The sequence below is a fragment of the Streptomyces sp. WMMB303 genome (assembly GCF_029351045.1).
Lineage (GTDB): Bacteria > Actinomycetota > Actinomycetes > Streptomycetales > Streptomycetaceae > Streptomyces.
The window spans coordinates 5,259,803-5,278,485 of sequence record NZ_JARKIN010000001.1; the positions used below are offsets into that span (position 1 = coordinate 5,259,803).

Annotated in this window: 15 protein-coding genes and 3 tRNA genes; 3 read left to right on the forward strand and 15 right to left on the reverse strand. The window is 70.9% G+C overall.

Annotated elements, in window-relative coordinates; genetic code table 11:
• Nucleotides 1-404: 404 nt before the first annotated feature.
• Entirely contained in the window at nt 405-998 is a 594-nt protein-coding gene (gene leuD / locus P2424_RS23075) for a 3-isopropylmalate dehydratase small subunit (RefSeq protein WP_276477650.1), read from the reverse strand.
• A 30-nt stretch (nt 999-1,028) separates the two neighbouring features.
• On the reverse strand, nt 1,029-2,453 hold the full coding sequence (gene leuC, locus P2424_RS23080; RefSeq protein ID WP_276477651.1) for a 3-isopropylmalate dehydratase large subunit: 1,425 nt from the start codon (nt 2,451-2,453) through the stop codon (nt 1,029-1,031).
• 166 nt (nt 2,454-2,619) lie between these two features.
• Here leuC and ndgR point away from each other — a divergent pair, with 166 nt between their 5' ends.
• A complete protein-coding gene (ndgR, locus tag P2424_RS23085) occupies nt 2,620-3,342 on the forward strand; it encodes an IclR family transcriptional regulator NdgR (protein WP_019355790.1) in 723 nt (240 codons plus the stop codon).
• Between the two features lie 240 nt (nt 3,343-3,582).
• Nucleotides 3,583-3,987, forward strand: coding sequence for a hypothetical protein (locus P2424_RS23090; RefSeq protein WP_276477652.1), 405 nt, complete (start codon nt 3,583-3,585; stop codon nt 3,985-3,987).
• A gap of 5 nt (nt 3,988-3,992) precedes the next feature.
• On the opposite strand, the gene P2424_RS23095 is transcribed toward P2424_RS23090, so the two are convergent.
• From P2424_RS23095 to P2424_RS23155, 13 genes are all read right to left on the reverse strand, one after another.
• Nucleotides 3,993-4,065: transfer RNA gene (locus P2424_RS23095), tRNA-Glu, on the reverse strand.
• A gap of 46 nt (nt 4,066-4,111) precedes the next feature.
• Nucleotides 4,112-4,184, reverse strand: a tRNA-Glu gene (locus P2424_RS23100).
• Between the two features lie 47 nt (nt 4,185-4,231).
• Nucleotides 4,232-4,303 (reverse strand) — tRNA-Gln (locus P2424_RS23105).
• Nucleotides 4,304-4,466: 163 nt separating this feature from the next.
• Nucleotides 4,467-5,954, reverse strand: coding sequence for a glutamate--tRNA ligase (gene gltX / locus P2424_RS23110; RefSeq protein WP_276477653.1), 1,488 nt, complete (start codon nt 5,952-5,954; stop codon nt 4,467-4,469).
• Nucleotides 5,947-6,729: a fumarylacetoacetate hydrolase family protein gene (locus P2424_RS23115; protein WP_276477654.1), complete on the reverse strand. Its 783-nt coding sequence runs from the start codon at nt 6,727-6,729 to the stop codon at nt 5,947-5,949. The genes gltX and P2424_RS23115 overlap by 8 nt, the downstream gene beginning before the upstream one ends.
• Before the next feature lie 217 nt (nt 6,730-6,946).
• Complete coding sequence (locus tag P2424_RS23120) at nt 6,947-7,543, reverse strand: ATP/GTP-binding protein (RefSeq protein WP_026004493.1); 597 nt, start codon at nt 7,541-7,543, stop codon at nt 6,947-6,949.
• Nucleotides 7,524-8,243, reverse strand: a complete 720-nt coding sequence (locus P2424_RS23125) for a DUF742 domain-containing protein (protein WP_276477655.1) — start codon at nt 8,241-8,243, stop codon at nt 7,524-7,526. Before P2424_RS23125 ends, P2424_RS23120 begins: the two co-directional genes overlap by 20 nt.
• Nucleotides 8,244-8,337: 94 nt before the next feature.
• Nucleotides 8,338-8,751: a roadblock/LC7 domain-containing protein gene (locus P2424_RS23130; RefSeq protein WP_180289953.1), complete on the reverse strand. Its 414-nt coding sequence runs from the start codon at nt 8,749-8,751 to the stop codon at nt 8,338-8,340.
• A 10-nt stretch (nt 8,752-8,761) separates the two neighbouring features.
• Nucleotides 8,762-11,704: a nitrate- and nitrite sensing domain-containing protein gene (locus P2424_RS23135; protein ID WP_276479090.1), complete on the reverse strand. Its 2,943-nt coding sequence runs from the start codon at nt 11,702-11,704 to the stop codon at nt 8,762-8,764.
• 587 nt (nt 11,705-12,291) lie between these two features.
• Nucleotides 12,292-12,885 carry an ATP/GTP-binding protein gene (locus tag P2424_RS23140; RefSeq protein WP_276477656.1) on the reverse strand — a complete coding sequence of 198 codons (594 nt, stop codon included), beginning with the start codon at nt 12,883-12,885 and terminating at the stop codon, nt 12,292-12,294.
• Between the two features lie 58 nt (nt 12,886-12,943).
• A complete protein-coding gene (locus P2424_RS23145; protein ID WP_019355780.1) occupies nt 12,944-13,357 on the reverse strand; it encodes a DUF742 domain-containing protein in 414 nt (137 codons plus the stop codon).
• Between the two features lie 67 nt (nt 13,358-13,424).
• Nucleotides 13,425-13,838 carry a roadblock/LC7 domain-containing protein gene (locus tag P2424_RS23150; protein WP_026004490.1) on the reverse strand — a complete coding sequence of 138 codons (414 nt, stop codon included), beginning with the start codon at nt 13,836-13,838 and terminating at the stop codon, nt 13,425-13,427.
• 9 nt (nt 13,839-13,847) lie between these two features.
• Nucleotides 13,848-17,819 (reverse strand): nitrate- and nitrite sensing domain-containing protein, encoded by a 3,972-nt coding sequence (locus P2424_RS23155; protein WP_276477657.1) that lies wholly within the window; start codon nt 17,817-17,819, stop codon nt 13,848-13,850.
• Between the two features lie 565 nt (nt 17,820-18,384).
• Here P2424_RS23155 and P2424_RS23160 point away from each other — a divergent pair.
• Nucleotides 18,385-18,606 (forward strand): hypothetical protein, encoded by a 222-nt coding sequence (locus tag P2424_RS23160; RefSeq protein WP_276477658.1) that lies wholly within the window; start codon nt 18,385-18,387, stop codon nt 18,604-18,606.
• The last annotated feature ends 77 nt before the right edge of the window (nt 18,607-18,683 follow it).

Here is an 18,683-nt window from a genome sequence, read left to right on the forward strand (position 1 = left end):
TGATTGTGCCATTGGGGATGAGTTGTCGCTTCCAGCGGGTCAGCGTACGGCGGGGACGTAGCAGGTGTGGGCCCCAACTCCACCGGGAAGGAGCCGTGTTGGCACCTCCCGGCGAAACGTGCGGGCGAGTCGCGAACAGCACTGTGTCTCAGTGCGACAGGAGCCTGCGTCAAGACTAATTCACGTCATTCGTCAGCGCACGTGTGTGCGCACACGTGGCGCACGGCGGCGGCGCCGTTCCGGGGTGGCCGCACCACCCGCCGGGGCCGTCGGCCCCTTCCCTTCGCATCCGCCGCACGCCCCACGGCACAACAGCAGCGCGCCCCCGCCGGGTGCGGCGGGGGCGCGAAGAGCGCTTTTTGAGGGGTGCTCAGCCCTGCGGCGCCGGAGCGGGCGCGGGCAGGTCAGGCAGCCGTCGTGCGCGGCTTGAAGGCGGCCCGGGAGCTCTCGAACTCCGCGATGGCCTCCTCGTTCTTCAGAGTGAGGCTGATGTCGTCCAGCCCCTCCAGCAGGCGCCAGCGGGCGTTCTCGTCCAGTTCGAAGTCCGCGTCGACGCCGGGCGCCAGCACCTTGCGCCGGACCAGGTCCACGGTCACCTCGGTGGCCGGATCGCCCTCCGCCAGCCGCCACAGCTCCTCCACCGTCTCCTGCGGCAGCACCACCGTGAGCAGGCCGTTCTTGAGCGAGTTGCCCCGGAAGATGTCGGCGAACCGGGAGGAGACGACGGCCTTGAAGCCGTAGTTCTGCAGCGCCCAGACCGCGTGCTCCCGGGAGGAGCCGGTACCGAAGTCGGGACCGGCGACGAGTACCGTGCCCCCTTGGTGAGCCGACTGGTTGAGGACGAACTCCGGGTCCTTGCGCCAGGCCTCGAAGAGGCCGTCCTCGAAGCCGTCGCGGGTGACCTTCTTGAGCCAGTGGGCCGGGATGATCTGGTCGGTGTCGACATTGCTGCGGCGCAGCGGGACGGCCCGGCCGGTGTGGGTGGTGAAGGCTTCCATCAGTGCGTCTCCCTTGAGCTTCCCGGACCGTCAGACCGCGGCCGGCTCGCGTACATCGGCCAGGTCGGCGGGCGAGGCCAGGTGGCCCAGTACCGCCGTCGCCGCCGCCACCTGGGGTGAGACCAGATGGGTGCGTCCGCCCTTGCCCTGGCGGCCCTCGAAGTTGCGGTTCGAGGTGGAGGCGGCCCGCTCACCGGGCTGGAGCTGGTCGGGGTTCATCCCCAGGCACATCGAGCAGCCCGCGTGCCGCCACTCGGCTCCGGCGGCGGTGAACACCGCGTCCAGCCCCTCCTCGACGGCCTGCAGCGCGACCCGCACGGAGCCGGGCACGACCAGCATCCGGACTCCGTCGGCCACCGTGCGCCCCTCCAGCACCGCGGCGGCCGAACGCAGGTCCTCGATCCGGCCGTTGGTGCACGAGCCGACGAAGACGGTGTCGACGGCGACCTCGCGCAGCGGCTGCCCGGCGCTCAGCCCCATGTAGTCCAGGGCCTTCTCCGCCGCGTACCGCTCGCTGGCGTCCTCGAAGGAGGCCGGGTCCGGCACCGCGTGCGACAGCGGCGCGCCCTGTCCGGGGTTGGTGCCCCAGGTGACGAATGGCGCGAGCTCGGACGCCTCGATGACCACCTCGTGGTCGAAGACCGCGTCCTGGTCGGTGCGCAGCGTCTTCCAGTAGGCGACCGCCTCGTCCCACTCCGCGCCGGCGGGGGCGTGGTCGCGGCCCTGGACGTAGGCGAAGGTGGTCTCGTCCGGGGCGATCATCCCGGCCCGGGCGCCGGCCTCGATGGACATGTTGCAGATGGTCATGCGGGCTTCCATCGACAGCTTCTCGATGGCCTCGCCCCGGTACTCGATCACATACCCCTGTCCGCCGCCGGTGCCGATCCTGGCGATGACGGCCAGGATCAGGTCCTTGGCGGTGACGTCCTCGGGCAGCTCGCCGTTCACGGTGACCGCCATGGTGCGGAACGGCGCCATGGGCAGCGTCTGGGTCGCGAGCACGTGCTCGACCTGGGAGGTGCCGATACCGAAGGCCAGCGCACCGAACGCGCCGTGGGTGGAGGTGTGGCTGTCCCCGCAGACCACGGTCGTGCCGGGCTGGGTCAGCCCCAGCTGCGGCCCGACCACGTGCACGACACCCTGTTCGACGTCGCCCAGCGGGTGCAGCCGCACCCCGAAGTCCGCGCAGTTCTTCCGCAGGGTCTCCAACTGGATGCGGGAGACCGGATCGGCGATCGGCTTGTCGATGTCGAGCGTGGGGGTGTTGTGGTCCTCGGTCGCGATGGTCAGATCCGTCCGCCGCACGGCACGGCCCGCCTTGCGGAGTCCGTCGAAGGCCTGCGGGCTGGTCACCTCGTGGAGCAGGTGCAGATCGATGAAGAGAAGGTCCGGCTCGCCTTCCGCTCGCCTGACGACATGGTCGTCCCAGACCTTCTCCGCGAGTGTGCGTCCCATCGCATTCCCTCCGGTCGGCAGCGCCGCCGACCACATGTCGAGATCAGTACCTCCCCCGGCCTGCGGCCGGGGGACCCCCGCGCAGCGGCGGCCCGTCCCTCAAGATTGGCGGTTCGCCGGGAAAATTGAACTTGCGTTTCACAGTTTGAGACGTGAGTATCGACGCATGGACAACTCTAGCGGCGTCGGCGTTCTCGACAAGGCAGCTCTGGTACTGAGCGCTCTGGAGTCCGGTCCGGCCACCCTCGCCGGGCTGGTCTCCGCGACCGGTCTCGCGCGCCCCACGGCGCACCGGCTCGCGGTGGCTCTCGAGCACCACCGCATGGTGGCCCGTGACATGCAGGGCCGGTTCATCCTCGGTCCCCGGCTGGGCGAGCTGGCCGCGGCGGCGGGCGAGGACCGGCTTCTGGCGGCGGCGGGCCCGGTCCTCACCCACCTGCGCGATGTGACCGGCGAGAGCGCGCAGCTCTACCGCCGCCAAGGCGACATGCGCATCTGCGTGGCCGCGGCGGAACGCCTCTCCGGGCTGCGGGACACCGTGCCGGTCGGCTCCACCCTGCCCATGAAGGCGGGCTCGGCCGCGCAGATCCTGATGGCCTGGGAGGAGCCCGAGCGGCTGCACCGCGGGCTGCAGGGCGCCCGCTTCACCGCCACCGCGCTCTCCGGCGTGCGGCGCCGGGGCTGGGCCCAGTCGATCGGCGAGCGGGAGCCGGGCGTGGCGTCCGTCTCGGCCCCCGTGCGCGGCCCGTCGAACCGGGTGGTGGCAGCGGTCTCCGTCTCCGGGCCCATCGAGCGGCTCACCCGGCACCCCGGCCGGATGCACGCCCAGGCCATCGTGGACGCGGCGACCCGGCTCAGCGAGTCGTTGCGGCGGCCGGGCGCGATCTGACCCCGGGACCGGCGCACGGCATCCCCGTCCGCCGCTGCACGCCCGGCCTGCGACAGGTTCAGGCCGCACCGGAGGCAGCCGCCCGCGAGGTGCTGGACGCCGTGGACGAGGCGTCGCTCTCCCCGCACGAACGGCTGGGCACGGCCGCCTGGGCGCGCTCCCCCGCCCGGTACCGCCGCGCAGGCCGGCACCGGCACCGAGGACGCCGAGAGCGAGGACGCCGACAGCGCACGGCGCGAGGTGAGCGCGCTGTTCGACGGGCTCGGCCGGCAGCAGGACGGCCCCGACTCCCCGCCCGGACGGGCGCTGACCGAGGCCGTCGCCGCGCTCACCCGGCCCGGCTACCCCTGTGACGCGGCGCATCTGACGCTGTTCGCGCGGGCCGCCGAACGCACGGCCGTGGGCGAACTGGACCTGCTGGGGAGCTTTCCCGACCAGGCGGCCCGGGTGGAGGCCGGCGTGGCGCTGACGGTGCTGTACGAACCCGTGCTGCTGAGCCTGCGGCGGCTCGCACACGTGGAGGAGTCGGCGCGCCGGTTCGGGGCCCAGACTGACGAACCACGGAGGGAGCGCGGGGAGCGGGAGGCGAAGCGGACGGGTGGCGGCACGACGAAGGCCCCGCACCTGAGTGCGGGGCCTTCGTGATCGAGTACCCCCGACCGGATTCGAACCGGCGCTACCGCCTTGAGAGGGCGGCGTGCTAGGCCGCTACACAACGGGGGCCCTATCTGTGATCCCACCCGGGTCTGCCGACTCCGGACGGAATCCGTACCCCCGACCGGATTCGAACCGGCGCTACCGCCTTGAGAGGGCGGCGTGCTAGGCCGCTACACAACGGGGGCCTCGATCTCGCAGAACGTGAACGCTTTCGAACAGAACGCGGATCTTGCTGGGCTACCAGGACTCGAACCTAGACTAACTGAACCAGAATCAGTCGTGCTGCCAATTACACCATAGCCCACCGAAACGCAACCCCCTGGGGGATTTTGTCTGGGTGGCCGCCTTCGGTTCCGGCCTTCTCGGCCTGCCCCGTTCGGCGACAGACAGAACATTACCTGATCGAGGACGGTGCTCCAAAACGAGTTCCCGGCGCCCGCTCCGGGGCACCGTCCCCACCTCGGCGGCTACGAACCGAGCTTGGCCAGGGCCGCGTCGATGCGCTCCAGGGTGCGGTCCTTGCCGAGTACCTGGAGGGATTCGAACAGTGGCAAACCGACGGTACGGCCGGTGACGGCCACCCGCACCGGGGCCTGGGCCTTGCCCAGTTTCAGCCCGTGCTCCTCCCCCGCCGCCAGGACGGCCTCCTTGAGCGAGTCGGCGGACCGCCAGTCGGCGGTGTCCAGCCGGGCGCGGGCCGTGCGCAGCAGGTCGGCCGAGCCGTCCTTCATCGCCTTCTGCCAGGACTTCTCGTCCTCGACCGGCCGCTCCAGGAAGAGGAAGTCGACGTTGTCGGTGATGTCCGAGAGGACCGTCAGCCGGGTCTGGGCCAGCGGCGCCAGCTCCTCGAACGCCTGCCGGGAGAAGTCCGCCTCGTCCCACGGCGCGTACGGTGCCTTCAGCCACGGCTCACAGGCCGCGATGAAGTCCTTCAGCGGCATCTCCCGCAGGTGCGTGGCGTTGATGGCCTCGCACTTCTTCAGGTCGAAGCGCGCCGGGTTGGCGTTGACGTCGCGGATGTCGAAGGCGGCGACCATCTCCTCCATCGAGAAGATGTCCCGGTCCTCGGAGATCGACCAGCCTAGGAGGGAGAGGTAGTTGAGCAGGCCCTCGCGCAGAAACCCGCGCTCGCGGTAGAGGTTGAGGGAGGACTGCGGGTCGCGCTTGGAGAGCTTCTTGTTGCCCTCGCCCATCACGTACGGCAGGTGCCCGAATTCCGGGACGCGCCGCGCGACGCCCAACTCGGTCAGGGCCCGGTAGAGCGCGATCTGCCGCGGCGTGGAGGAGAGCAGGTCCTCGCCGCGCAGCACGTGCGTGATGTCCATCAGGGCGTCGTCGACCGGGTTGACCAGCGTGTACAGCGGGGCGCCGTTGGTGCGCAGGATGCCGTAGTCGGTGACGTTCTCCGGCTGGAAGGTGATCTCGCCGCGGACCAGGTCCGTGAAGGTGATCGGCTCGTCCGGCATCCGGAAACGGACGACGTGGCTGCGTCCCTCGGTCTCGTAGTCGGCGATCTGCTCACCGGTCAGCTCACGGCAGCGGCCGTCGTACCCGGAGGGGCGCCCGTCCTTGCGGGCCTGCTCGCGGCGTTGCTCGAGCTCCTCCGCCGTGCAGTAGCACGGGTAGGCGTAGCCGCCCTCCAGCAGCTTGCGCGCGATGTCCGCGTAGCGCTCCGTCCGCTGGGACTGCCGGTAGGGGCCGTGCGGACCGCCGACCTCCGGGCCCTCGTCCCAGTCGAGGCCCAGCCAGCGCATCGCGTCCAGCAGCTGCTCGTAGGATTCCTCGGAGTCCCGCGCCGCGTCGGTGTCCTCGATGCGGAAGACCAGGGTGCCGCCGGTGTGCCGGGCGTACGCCCAGTTGAACAGGGCGGTACGGACCAGACCCACGTGGGGGTTACCGGTCGGTGAGGGACAGAAACGTACGCGGACGTCCGAGCCCGCGGTCGCGTTAGTCACGCTTGATCACCTTATTGGTGAGAGTGCCGATTCCTTCGATGGTGACGGCGACCTCGTCGCCGACGTTCACGGGGCCGACCCCCGCCGGGGTGCCGGTGAGGATGACATCGCCCGGCAGCAGGGTCATGGCCTGGGTGATGTGGACGATCAAGTCCTCGACGGGCCTGATCATCTCGCTGGTGCGGCCCAGCTGGCGCTGCTCGCCGTTGACGGTGCACATGATGCCGACGTCGGCGGCGTCCAGTTCGGTCTCCGTCCAGGGGCCCAGCGGGCAGGAGCCGTCGAAACCCTTGGCGCGGGCCCACTGGTTCTCCGTGCGCTGCACATCACGCGCGGTGATGTCGTTGGCGCAGGTGTAGCCGAGGATGACGTCCTTGGCACGTTCGCGCGGCACGTCCTTGCACAGCCGGCCGATGACCACCGCCAGCTCCGCCTCGTGGTGCACCTCGTTCGAGAAGGACGGGTAGCCGATGGGGTCGTTCGGGCCGATCACCGATGTGGACGGCTTGAGGAAGGTGACCGGGGCCTCGGGGACCTCGTTGCCCAGTTCCTTCGCGTGCTCGGCGTAGTTCCTGCCGATCGCGACGACCTTGTTGGGCAGGGTCGGCGGCAGAATCCGGACCTTGCTCAGGGGCAGCTTCTGGCCCGTGCGCTCGAACTCGGCGAAGGGGTGGCCCTTGATGATGTCCAGGGCGGGGCCCTCCGGGCTGGAGGGCTCGCCCTCGACGACGCCGAACCCTACGGTTCCGTCCAGGGAGAATCTTGCGATGCGCACAGAGGTCCTTCGCTGCGGGTCCGATGGCTGAGACCCCCCAGCGTATTGCACCGGTCGCAGGACCCGGGGACGGGTTCTCCCGGCTCCCGGCCGCTCTCGGTTCCGGCCCCGCGCGGGGCCGCCGCTCCCGGCGCCGGAGACGGCTCCGCCTGGAGGGACCGGCCCGCGGGACGCCGTCGCGTCCCGCCGGGCTTGAGCCCGCCGCGGAGCGCGGTGCTCAGCGCAGCCGCGCCATCAGGGCATGCTCCACCAGGGTGATCAGCGCGCTCTTGGCGTCCGCGCGGTGCCGCGCGTCGGTGGTGATGATGGGCGCGTCGGGGCCGATCTGGAGGGCTTCGCGGACCTCCTCGGGCGCGTAGGGCTGGTGCCCGTCGAACCCGTTGAGCGCGATCACGAAGGGCAGCCCGCTGTTCTCGAAGTAGTCCACCGCCGGGAAACAGTCCGCCAGCCGGCGGGTGTCCACCAGCACCACCGCACCGATCGCCCCCCGCACCAGGTCGTCCCACATGAACCAGAACCGGTCCTGCCCCGGCGTACCGAACAGGTAGAGGATCAGGTCCTGGTCCAGGGTGATCCGGCCGAAGTCCATCGCCACCGTGGTGGTGGTCTTGTCCGCCGTGTGGGTCAGATCGTCGATACCGGCCGAGGCGGAGGTCATCACAGCCTCGGTGCGCAGCGGGTTGATCTCCGAGACCGCACCGACGAAGGTCGTCTTGCCCACGCCGAAACCGCCGGCCACCACGATCTTCGCGGAGGTCGTCGAGCGGGCTGTCGTACCCCCGACGGGCCCGGCGCTAGAGCTTCCGAAGTCCACTGAGCACCCTTTCGAGCAGTGTCACGTCTGGTTGACCGTCGGCGGTGGTCTCGTCACCGCCCGGCTGGTGAATGGCGACGAGTCCGGCCTCGGCCAGGTCGGCGACGAGAATCCGGGCGACGCCGAGCGGAATGGTCAGAAGTGCTGAGATCTCGGCGACCGACTTGATCTCGTAGCACAGGCGGCAGATCCGCTGGTGCTCCGGGAGCTGGCCCTGGAGCTGAGCGTTCTCCGCCGTGGTGTGCACCAGTGCCTCGATGGCGAGCTGGTAGCGGGGACGGGTCCGGCCCCCCGTCATCGCGTAGGGGCGCACCAGCGGCTGCTGCGGCGGCGGGGGCTGGTCGGCGGCGCGCTGGGTGCCGGCCGTCCTGTCCGCGTGACCGGGCTGCACCGGCTGGATGCGGGTCTGCGGGTTCTGCTGCTGCGGTTCCTGCGGCTGCGGGTGCCGCTGCGGAGGCTGCGCACCGTACGGCGACTGTCCCGCGTGCTGCGGCGGCCGGCCGTGCTGCGGCGGCTGCCCCCCTGGGGTCGGCTGCTGCCCGCCGGCCGGCCGCTGGACGTTCTCGCTGGGCGCGGAGGGAAAGTTGAAACGGTTGAGGAAGGGCGCGTCCCCACCCGGGGCCGCGGCCGATCGGACGTCCTCCGGCTGGCCGGAACGACCACTGCCGTACGACGACGGACCTCCTGGGGGCGTTGCCACGATTCCTCCTCCGACTCACGGACATACGACCGTTGCGCTCACGGCACCTTATGGCGCCCGGCGGCGTTCCGCACTGCCGTGGGCCAGTTGTGCCCTAGTTGAGAAGACTGCCCTGCAGCTCCGCGCGCAGGTCCGGGGTGAGAACCCCGCCCGCGCGGTCGACCAGCAGGGCCATCTCGTACCCCACCAGACCGATGTCGGCCTCGGGGTGGGCGAGGACGGCCAGCGAGGAACCGTCGGAGATGGACATGATGAACAGGAATCCCCGCTCCATCTCCACAACAGTCTGGTTGACCCCACCGCCCTCGAAGATCCGGGACGCGCCCGCGGTCAGCGAGGTGAGCCCCGATGCGACCGCCGCCAACTGGTCGGCGCGATCGCGCGGGAAGCCCTCGGACATCGCGAGGAGGAGTCCGTCGGCGGAGACCACCACCGTGTGGGACACCCCGGGGGTGTTCTCCACGAAGTTGGTGATCAACCAGTTCAGGTTCTGCGCCGCCTGGCTCATCGGGCTCACACTAACGCTCCTGATCGTAGGTGCTTCCGGGGCCGAAGCCCTGTCGGTCATTCTGGTTGCCGTCGCCCGCTGTGCGTCCCTGACGGACGCCGCGGTGCAGGTTGCTCAGTCTTCCGCGGACATCCTCGGGCGCCCGGGAGACCGCGGGAGTACCCTGCGAGTTCTCCTCCGCCGCGCCCGCGACCAGGTTGGCCCTGGGCACCCTGCGCGGCAGTCCGGACGAGGTGACGCCGCCGGACTGCGGGGCGCGCAACTGGCCCGCCCTGCTCCAGTGTTCGTCGTTCTCGCTCCACCGGTGGGTTCCGGACTCCTCCTGCGACGGCTGCCCGGCCGGGGCTTCCCAGCCCTGGGCGGGAGCCTGCTGCCGGGCCGCCGGCGCTCCGTCCTGCTGCCGCCCCGCGTCCCGGCGCGGGAGGCCCGCGTCGGTCGTGGTGCTCCAGTCGTCGGGGAGGGAACCCGGACGGTCGAAACCTACACGGTCAACATCCCCGTGGGGAACGCCAGGTGCGGATTCCGCTTCTGAACGACGGGGGAGGTACTGACCGCCGTGGCCTGGCTGTTGGGCCGGAAGCTGCGGCTCCGCGTAGGCTCCGGTGCCGTCTCCGGCGGACTCGTGGGGGCGCCCGGCGGCAGGCGGCGCGTAGGGCTGCCCGTAACCCTGGTCGTGCGCCTCCGGGTAGCCGCCGGTGTACTGCTGAGCGGCGATCTCGCCGGTCTGCTCGTACCCGGGCTGATACGGGGCACCGCCCTGCTGCTGATACGGGTCGTACTGCCCGTGGCCACCGGGCGGCGGTCCCTGCGGATAGGCGTCCTGCCGGGGCTGCTGCGGCGCCTCGATGGCCGACCGGCGCTCCTCGGGGAGCCCGGGCCGGTCGTCCGCGCCCGGCAGCCGGCCCTGGTTCCCGGAGCCGTAGCGCGAATCGTCGAAGCCGAGTTCGGCAGCCGAACGGGCGCCCTCCACGCCGTTCGGGCCACGCGAGTGCTCGGGAACGATCCGGGAGACGGTGAAGTCCTCCTCGGGGTTCTCCTCCCCACCGCCGCCGTGGGTGATGGCGTCGGGAAGCATCACCAGCGAGGTGGTGCCCGCCTGCTCGCCGGAGGGGCGCAGCTGGACGCGGATACCGTGCCGGTCCGCGAGGCGGCCGACCACGAACAGGCCCATGCGCTGGGAGACGGCGGCGTCGACCGTGGGCGGGTTGGCCAGCTTGTGGTTGAGGTCCGCGAAGTCCTCCGCGGTCAGACCGATGCCCTTGTCATGGATCTCGATCATCATCCGGCCGTCCGGCAGCCGGGTGGCCGTCACCCGGACCTTGCTCTGCGGTGAGGAGAACGACGCGGCGTTCTCCAGCAGCTCGGCGAGCAGGTGGACCAAGTCGTTGACGACCTGTCCGTGGATCTCCGTCTCCGGAATGCCGCTGATCTCGATGCGTTCGTAGTGCTCCACCTCGGAGGAGGCGGCACGCAGGATGTCGACCAGCGGCACCGGCTCCGTCCACCGGCGGCCGGGCTCCTCGCCCGCGAGGACCAGCAGGTTCTCGCCGTTGCGCCGCATTCGGGTGGACAGGTGGTCCATCCGGAACAGCTTCTCGAGCTGGTCCGGGTCCGCCTCGCTGTTCTCCATCTCCGTCACCAGCTCGAGCTGGCGTTCGATGAGGCCCTGGTTGCGGCGGGAGAGGTTGGTGAAGATCGCGTTGACGTTGCCGCGCAGCAGCGCCTGCTCGGCGGCGAGCCGCACCGCCTCCCGGTGCACCTGGTCGAAGGCGCGGGCCACCTCGCCGATCTCGTCACGGCTGGTGATCGGAATCGGCTGCACCCGGGTGTCCACGCGGCCCGGCTCGGTACGCGAGAGCTGGTCGACCAGCATCGGCAGCCGCTGCTGGGCCACGCCGAAGGCGGCTGTGCGCAGCGTGCGCATGCTCTGGCTCATCGAGCGGGCCATCCGCCCCGCGATGATGAACGCGAACAGGAGCGCGACCAGCACGATCACGGAGTTCACCAGCGCGTTCCGGCGGGCGTCGGAAGCGATCTCCTCGGTGTCGGCGACCGCGTCGCGGGTCAGCTTCGACTCGACGGCGCGGTAGGCGTCGAAGGTACCGGTGGCTGTCTCGAAATAGCTTTCGGTGGTGATGCCCTTGGCGCGCAGTTCGCGCGCACCGGCGCCGGAGCCGATGGCCTTGACCATCTTGGCCATGGAGGGCGGGGCCACGAACTTCTCGCCCTGGGCCGCTGCGTGTTCGCGCGCCGCCTCCACCTGCCTGCGGCCCGCCTTCTCGGCCTTGGCGGACTCCTGCTCGAGCAGCTTCACGTCCTCCGGACGGCCACCGGAGGTGTACTCGCCCAGCGCGATGCGCTCCAGGTAGTGGTACGAGGCCAGCGCGGTCCTCTGGGCCTCCTTGTCCGCGCGGGTGGGCCCGGGCTTGACCATCAGGTGGGTGCCCAGGCCGCGCTGCAGCGACTCGGCGGCCTTGGCCAGCGAGATGGCGTAGACCGTCCGGCCGAAGGAGGTGACGTTGCCGGTGCCCAGCCCCAGTTCGTTGGCGAACTCCATCAGGGGGTGCTGGATGGTGACGTAGCCCTCTTCGGTCTCCACGCCGCTCATGTCCTCGGAGTACGCGGACTCGCGCAGCACCGGCAGCCGCGGCTCCACCTTCTCGAACGCGGCGAGCCGGCGCTTCAGACCTGGGTTGTCCGGGAGGTGGGAGGCCGCCTTCTTGAACTCCTCGGCGGCCCGGTCGGTCGCGGCACGGGCCTTGCGGACCGCAGGGTCGTCCCTCTCACCCCGCAGCAGCGGCTCGGCGGTGCGGTCCCGCTCGTCGATGAGGGCGTTGCCGTAATTCGCCGCCGCCTCCACCAGTTCCGCCGTACGCTGGGCTTCCTTGGCGTCCTGCCAGGCGGAGATGTCGGATTCGACCTTGAAACCGCCGAAGACGAGCGCCACGAGCACGGGTATCAGCAGGATCGCGTTCAGCCGGGTGGGAACGCGCCAGTTCCGCGCCTGCCATCTGCTGCCGCCCCCGGTGGCGGGCGGCGGCTGGGAGGCCGAGGCATCCGGGCCGCGCAACGTGGCGGAGCGCTGCGGCGGGGTGAAGTTACCCCGCGATTCCGCAGTGCCCTGCCGTGCGGAACCCTGTGCCGGTCCCGACGTACCCCTGGTCGTTCGCCTCACTCGACTTCTCACCTCTCGGTGCGCGGCGCCCCCTGACAGCCTGCGCCTGCGCTACTGCTGAGTTCAGGGAATTCCAGCACGTCACGACCGCTCCCTCCAAACAGTTGGCGCATTACGGAGGGCAAGGGAAGACGAGGATTCCAGCCCGCGGAAAAACGGGCATTGGGGCCGTGGAGCGCCAAATGGCCCGGGATTCATACGCAGAGTGAGACGCTCCGCGCGCCCGGCGTGTTCACACGGCCGTAATTCTCTGTCGAAACGTTATGAACGTGAAGCCGTCACGGCTCCCGGGCATGGCGAAAAACACAGCCTCCCCGGGACACCGATCGTACGATGCCCCACTCCGCTCCGGCGGACGCGGCGCGCTACTTGAGCCGGGCGAGCAGCGCGTGCTCCACCAGGGTGATCAACCCGCTCTTCGCCTCGGCCCGGTGCCGGGCGTCGGTGGTGATGATCGGGGTGTCGGGGCCGATCTGGAGGGCTTCGCGGACCTCTTCGGGCGCGTAGGGCTGGTGCCCGTCGAACCCGTTGAGCGCGATCACGAAGGGCAGCCCGCTGTTCTCGAAGTAGTCCACCGCCGGGAAACAGTCCGCCAGTCGACGGGTGTCCACCAGCACCACCGCACCGATCGCCCCCCGCACCAGGTCGTCCCACATGAACCAGAACCGGTCCTGCCCCGGCGTACCGAACAGGTAGAGGATCAGGTCGTCGTCGAGGGTGATCCGGCCGAAGTCCATCGCCACCGTGGTGGTGGTCTTGCCCCCGGTGTGGGTCAGATCGTCGATACCGGCCGAGGCGGAGGTCATCACAGCCTCGGTGCGCAGCGGGTTGATCTCCGAGACCGCACCGACGAAGGTCGTCTTGCCCACGCCGAAACCGCCGGCCACCACGATCTTCGCGGAGGTCGTCGAACGCCCGGAGGCGGGAGTCCCGTACCCCTGCTGGCCGGCCTGTCCCATGGAGCCCATCGGCCCGACCGGCGGGGCCGGCTGCCGCCCGGCGGGGTCCATCTGCGGGCTAGAGCTTACGAAGTCCACTGAGCACCCTTTCCAGCAACGTCACATCGGGGGCACCGCCCGGGTCCGAGGAGCTGCCGGGCTGGTGGATGGCCACCATCCCGGCCTCGGCGAGGTCGGCGACGAGAATGCGGGCCACCCCCAGCGGGATGGCGAGCAGCGCGGAGATCTCCGCGACCGATTTGACCTCCCGGCACAGGTGGCAGATCCGCTGGTGCTCGGGGAGCAGCCCCTGCAGTTGCATCGGATCCGCGGTGCTGCTCACCAGCGCCTCGATGGCGAGCTGGTAGCGCGGCCGGGTACGGCCGCCCGTCATGGCGTACGGACGCACCAGTGGCTGGTCGCCCTCTCCTCCGTACGGCGCATGCGCGTTGTGCGCACCGTACGGATCGTGCGAAGCGGGCGGCGGGGTCATGGCTCCTCCGAGCGAGGCATGGGGTCGGCGAACGGACTGTGGTGCTCAGGTGGGGGGAGCGTGATGATCAGTTGAGAATGCTTCCCTGGAGTTCCGCGCGCACGTCTGGAGTGAGTACGCTTCCAGCACGGTCCACCAAGAGAGCCATCTCGTAGCCGATGAGGCCGATGTCCGCCTCCGGGTGGGCGAGGACGGCCAGTGAAGAGCCGTCGGAGATGGACATGATGAAGAGGAAACCCTTCTCCATCTCCACCACCGTCTGGTTGACGCTGCCGCCCTCGAAGATGCGCGAGGCACCTGCCGTCAGCGAGGTGAGCCCCGACGCGACCGCCGCCAACTGATCGGCGCGATCCCGCGGGAAGCCCTCCGACATGGCCAGAAGCAGGCCGTCGGCGGAGACCACCACCGTGTGCGACACCCCGGGGGTGTTCTCCACGAAGTTGGTGATCAACCAGTTCAGATTCTGCGCAGCCTGGCTCATCGGACTCAACTAACGCTCCTGCTGATAGGTGGGACCTGCGCCGCGGGTGTCCGTGCCGGCCTGTCGGCCCTGCTGGATACCGCGGCGGAGATTGGTCAGCCGACCGCGCACATCGTCCGGCGCGCGGGAGACCTGGGGGCCGGCCTGTGCGGAGGACTGCTCCTGCGCGGTGCCCGCCACCAGGTTGGCGCGGGGCACCCGACGCGGCAGACCCGAGGTGGTGACCCCGCCGGCTGCGGGCTGGCGGAGCTGTTCGGCGCGCCGCCAGCGCTCGTCGTTGGGTGAGGCACCCCAGCTTTCGTCGGCGGCCGGACTGCTCTGGCCCGCGCCTCCGCCGGGGGCGGCCTGGCGCTCGGGCAGCGGGGATTCCGGCGGGACGGGCTGCCCGGGGTGCTGCGGCTGGGCCGGCCACTGGCCGGGGCCACCGCTCTCCGGGCCGGTGCCGGGCGTCTGCTGGGGCATCGGCTGCTGTGGTGCGGACTGGCCGGGGCCGCGGAACCAGTTGGACTCCATGGACGCGAAGATCGGCGTCGGGGCGTCCGCAGGGGCCGGGGGACCGGAGGGTATGCCGTCGCCGGGCCCGGCTCCCGGCTGCCCGTGGGGGACGCCGCCCGGGCCCGGAGCGGCTCCGGGATATCCGGGGCGGGCGTACTCGCCGGTGCCCTCGGGCTCGTCGTGGCCGCGCGGGGTGTCCTCGTCGCCGGGCCCCTGCTCGGGCCGGGCCCAGCTCGGGCGGTTCTGCTCGCCGTCCGCGGGGCGCTCACCCGGGGCGTTCCCCAAGGGCGGCTGCGGGAACGCGGCCGGACCAGCGGGGCCGCCGCCTGCCTGGGGGCGGGCGAACTGGCCGGTGTGGCCGGGGCCGTCGGGGCTGCCCGGCTGGGGGAACTGGCCGGTGTCGGCCGGGCCCTCCGGCGTGATCCGCGGGATCTCGCTCGTGCTCCCCGGACCGTCCTGCGGACCGCCCGGACGCGCGAACCCACCCGTGTCGGCGGGATCACCCGACTGCGGCAGCGCGAACTGCCCGGTACCCGAACCCTGCGCGGACGGCGACTGCGGGAACTGGCCGGAACCGCCTCGGCTGCCCTGGCCGATCTGCGGGAACTGCCCCGTGCTGCCCGGACCCGCCTGGGGGCCGCCCGGCTGGGGGAACTGGCCGGTATCGGCCGGGCCCTCCGGCGTGATCCGCGGGATCTCACTCGTGCTCCCCGGACCGTCCTGCGGACCGCCCGGACGCGCGAACCCACCCGTGTCGGCGGGATCACCCGACTGCGGCAGCGCGAACTGCCCGGTACCCGAACCGTGCGCGGACGGCGACTGCGGGAACTGGCCGGAACCGCCGGGGAGTTCGGCGGCGGGGCCGCCCTGGCCGCGCCGGGGCGCGGACGGGGCGGCGCTGTCCGGGCCGCCGGGGGCCTGCCCGGGGCGGCCCGGTGCGGGCGTGGCGCCGAAGAAGTCGACGGCGCTGCCGCCGGAACCGGGCTGCGGACGGTTGGTGTCCCGCGCGGGGAGCGCAGGCCGGGCACCGCCGGTGTCCTGACCGCGTGGCGGCAGCGCGTCCATCCGCGCCGGCTCACCGGCGCCGAGGGCCGGGCCGGGGCCTTGTCCGATCCCGGGGGCGCCTGGGCCGCCGGGGGTGCCGCTCTGCGGTCCGCGCTGGAGCGCCGCCGCGAGGTTGCCGCCCTTGCTGCCGCCCCGGGTCTGCGGGGGCGGCGGGCCTCCCTGGCCGCCGGGCGTGCCGGCTCCCGGGCGGCCCTTGGCGCCCTGGCCGCCGCCCTGCGCGACGTCGACGGGGAGCATGACCAGCGCGGTCGTGCCCCCGGAGTCGGAGGGCCGGAGCTGGATGCGGATGCCGTGCCGCAGGGACAGCCGGCCGACCACGAACAGTCCCATCCGGCGGGAGACGGAGACGTCCACCGTCGGCGGGTTGGCCAGCCGCTCGTTGATCGCGGACAGATCCTCGGGCGACAGCCCGATACCGGTGTCGTGGATCTCGACGAGGACGCGGCCGTCGGGCAGTGCGTGACCGGTGACCTTGACCTTGGTCTGCGGGGAGGAGAACGAGGTGGCGTTCTCCAGCAGCTCGGCGAGCAGGTGGACGAGGTCGTTGACGACCCGGCCGGCGACCTCGGTGGCGGGCACCGCGTTCAGCTCGATGCGTTCGTACTGCTCCACCTCCGAGGCGGCCGCGCGGAGCACGTCGACCAGCGGCACGGGCCGGGTCCAGCGGCGGCCCGGTTCCTCGCCGGCGAGCACCAGCAGGTTCTCGCCGTTGCGTCGCATGCGGGTGGCGAGGTGGTCGAGCTTGAAGAGCGAGGAGAGCTGGTCCGGGTCGGCCTCGCGGGACTCCAGTTCGGAGATGAGCGAGAGCTGACGCTGGATCAGGCTCTGGCTGCGCCGCGAGAGGTTGGTGAACATCGCGTTGACGTTTCCCCGCAGCAGCGCCTGCTCACCGGCGAGGCGGACGGCCTCCCGGTGGACGTCGTCGAAGGCCGCGGCCACCTTGCCGATCTCGTCCCGGCTGTGCACACCGACGGACTCGACGGAGGTGTCCACGTCCTGCGGCTCGGCCTCGGACATCTGCTTGACCAGCTCGGGCAGCCGCTTGCGGGCCACGTCCTGGGCGGTGTCCTGGAGGCGGCGCAGCGAGCGGACCATGGAGCGGGCGACGACGAATGCGCCGACCAGCGAGATACCCAGCACGAGCAGGATGAGCGCACCGCTGATGAACGCCTCACGCTGGGCTTCGGAGCGCAGCTCGCGCGCCTGCTGCTCCATCTTCTCCAGCAGCGTGCGTTCGATCTTCTCCATGCTGATGATCTTGGAAGCGTCCTGGTCCATCCAGTCGACGTAGGTGCGCTTCTGCTTCCTGATCGCGTCCGGACTGTGCAGCATCCGGTCGCGGTAGTTGTCGGCCAGCCGGACGTTGACGTCACCGCCGCTGATCGGCTTGAGGAGAGTGTCGGCTGCCTTGTCCCCGTAGACCTTGCCGAAGCTGTCCAGCTCGGCGTCCTCACTGTCGGTCGCGGTCCGGGCGTAGAGCCGGTCGTTCTCGGAGAGCTTGGGGCTGGGCTGGTGGGCCAGTCCGGCGGAGATGATCGCGCGCTGCATGGAGGCGTACTCCTTGGCGCTGGAGAAGGCGGCCAGCGCGCGGGTGCTGCGGATCATCTCCGAGTTGCTCGTCGCCTGCGCCATGTCCTGCGAGAGGGAGAGCAGCGAGTCGATCACCTGGTTGTAGGCGTTGACCGTCTGGGAGACGTTGTCGGGATTCTCGTAGGCGCGTTCGCGGATCGTGTTGATCGCCTGGAGCTGGCGGACGATGTCCAGGACGGTGGACTGGATGCCCGCCATCGCCTCGTCGCTGCCGTCGATGTCGGCAGTGGCTTTCTGGAAGGAGCGGAACGCCTTGTCGGTCTGCTCGCGGGGGGCGACGACGTTGTCGTCCTTCTCGTCCCCGGTGCTCACCAACGGACCCGCGGACTTGTCGCGCTCGTCCTGGAGTTTCGCCGCCAGGTTGGTGGCCTGCTCCGTCATCTCGGTGAGGAGCTTCATGTTGTCGAGCTGGTCGACGTTCTGCAGCGAGCTGGAGATCCGCATTCCGCCGAGCGTGGTGGCGGCGATGACGGGCAGCGCGAGGAGGGAGACCAGGCGGGTGCTGATGCGCCAGTTGCGCAGGGCGACCCGGGGACCGAGATCGGGAGCGGCCTCGACGGTGCCCTGGGCGCTGCTCTCGGAGTCTCCGATGTTTCCGACGTTTCCCGCGTCGCCCTTGGCCGACTTGCCGCCCTTGGGCGCCTTGCCGGCCTTCCCCTTCTTCCCGGCCTTCCCGGCCCCCTTGACGGTGCTCACCTGCCCGCCGGGCGCGCTCTGCTCACCGCCCGCGGCGCCGCCCTCGGCGCGCTGCGTCCGGGACCCGTGGTCGGCCGAGCCGTGCGCCTCCGGGGCTCCCTCAGCGCTGCCATCCCTCTTGAAACGTCCCTGCACTAGCGTCGCAACCTCTGGACCAGGCGTCCCCCCGCTCGCGACGGGCGGGACGGTATCGAGTCGTGGGGGTCCGAGGCCCCCATGGCGGTCGTGATGACCGGCGCGTCCCCTCATCACCGTCGCGCGGCGCCGCTCGCGTGTGCGCCCGACGCGCTCCGGTCTGTTTCGTCCTACGGCGGTCCGTGGAATTCCAGCACAGTGCAGGATCTCCAACAAGGTCTGTGGATAACCCTTGAGTGTCGATTACGGCGCGCGTTCGACCGGGCACCGATCGTGATATTCGCGCCGTGAAATGCCGGTTTTACGTGGATCCAACCTGCCGGTTCCGGTGCGAGCGCGACACGCCCGTGCGCTCGCACCTACGGGCACATTGCCCCCTTGGCCCGCCTGTGTCCGATTACGCATCGCGATTCAACGACCACTTATGTCTGTTTTGGTAACGGGTTCGTGAGGAAACTCACAGGCTGGACGTTGCCTAGATCACGTTCCAGTGGGGAATAGCGAGCCTACCCTCGGCGTTTACATACCACGTTGAAGTGACAAGCCGAGCGAGGTAAGGGCCCCAGTGAAGTCCACAGCGACCATGCGGAACATAGCGAACCCGCGGCGCACCACCCTGGCACACCTGAAGGACGCCGACCCCGTCGGCAACGTCGACGACGCAGACACCCCCGGCGGCTCGGTGAGCGGACTCGCCGAGACCTCGGAGGCGACGGAGGGGGCTGCGCTGCCGGAGCGGACCGCCAACCCCCGCCGCACCACCCTGGTGGACGCCCCGGCGAGTTGATCCGCCGCGCTGCGCACCCGCACGAAGAGCTGAGCACTCACACGAAGGCGCGTGCCGGAATCCTGTCCCTGGATTCC

What these genes read in the sequence shown, in the direction of transcription:
- leuD (WP_276477650.1), bottom strand. Translation starts at nt 998, where the DNA reads ATGGAAGCCTTCACCACCCACACCGGCCGGGCCGTCCCGCTGCGCCGC.
- leuC (WP_276477651.1), bottom strand. Translation starts at nt 2,453, where the DNA reads ATGGGACGCACACTCGCGGAGAAGGTCTGGGACGACCATGTCGTCAGG.
- ndgR (WP_019355790.1), top strand. Translation starts at nt 2,620, where the DNA reads ATGGACAACTCTAGCGGCGTCGGCGTTCTCGACAAGGCAGCTCTGGTA.
- P2424_RS23130 (WP_180289953.1), bottom strand. Translation starts at nt 8,751, where the DNA reads ATGAGCCAGGCGGCGCAGAACCTGAACTGGTTGATCACCAACTTCGTG.
- P2424_RS23140 (WP_276477656.1), bottom strand. Translation starts at nt 12,885, where the DNA reads ATGGGACAGGCCGGCCAGCAGGGGTACGGGACTCCCGCCTCCGGGCGT.
- P2424_RS23145 (WP_019355780.1), bottom strand. Translation starts at nt 13,357, where the DNA reads ATGACCCCGCCGCCCGCTTCGCACGATCCGTACGGTGCGCACAACGCG.
- P2424_RS23150 (WP_026004490.1), bottom strand. Translation starts at nt 13,838, where the DNA reads ATGAGCCAGGCTGCGCAGAATCTGAACTGGTTGATCACCAACTTCGTG.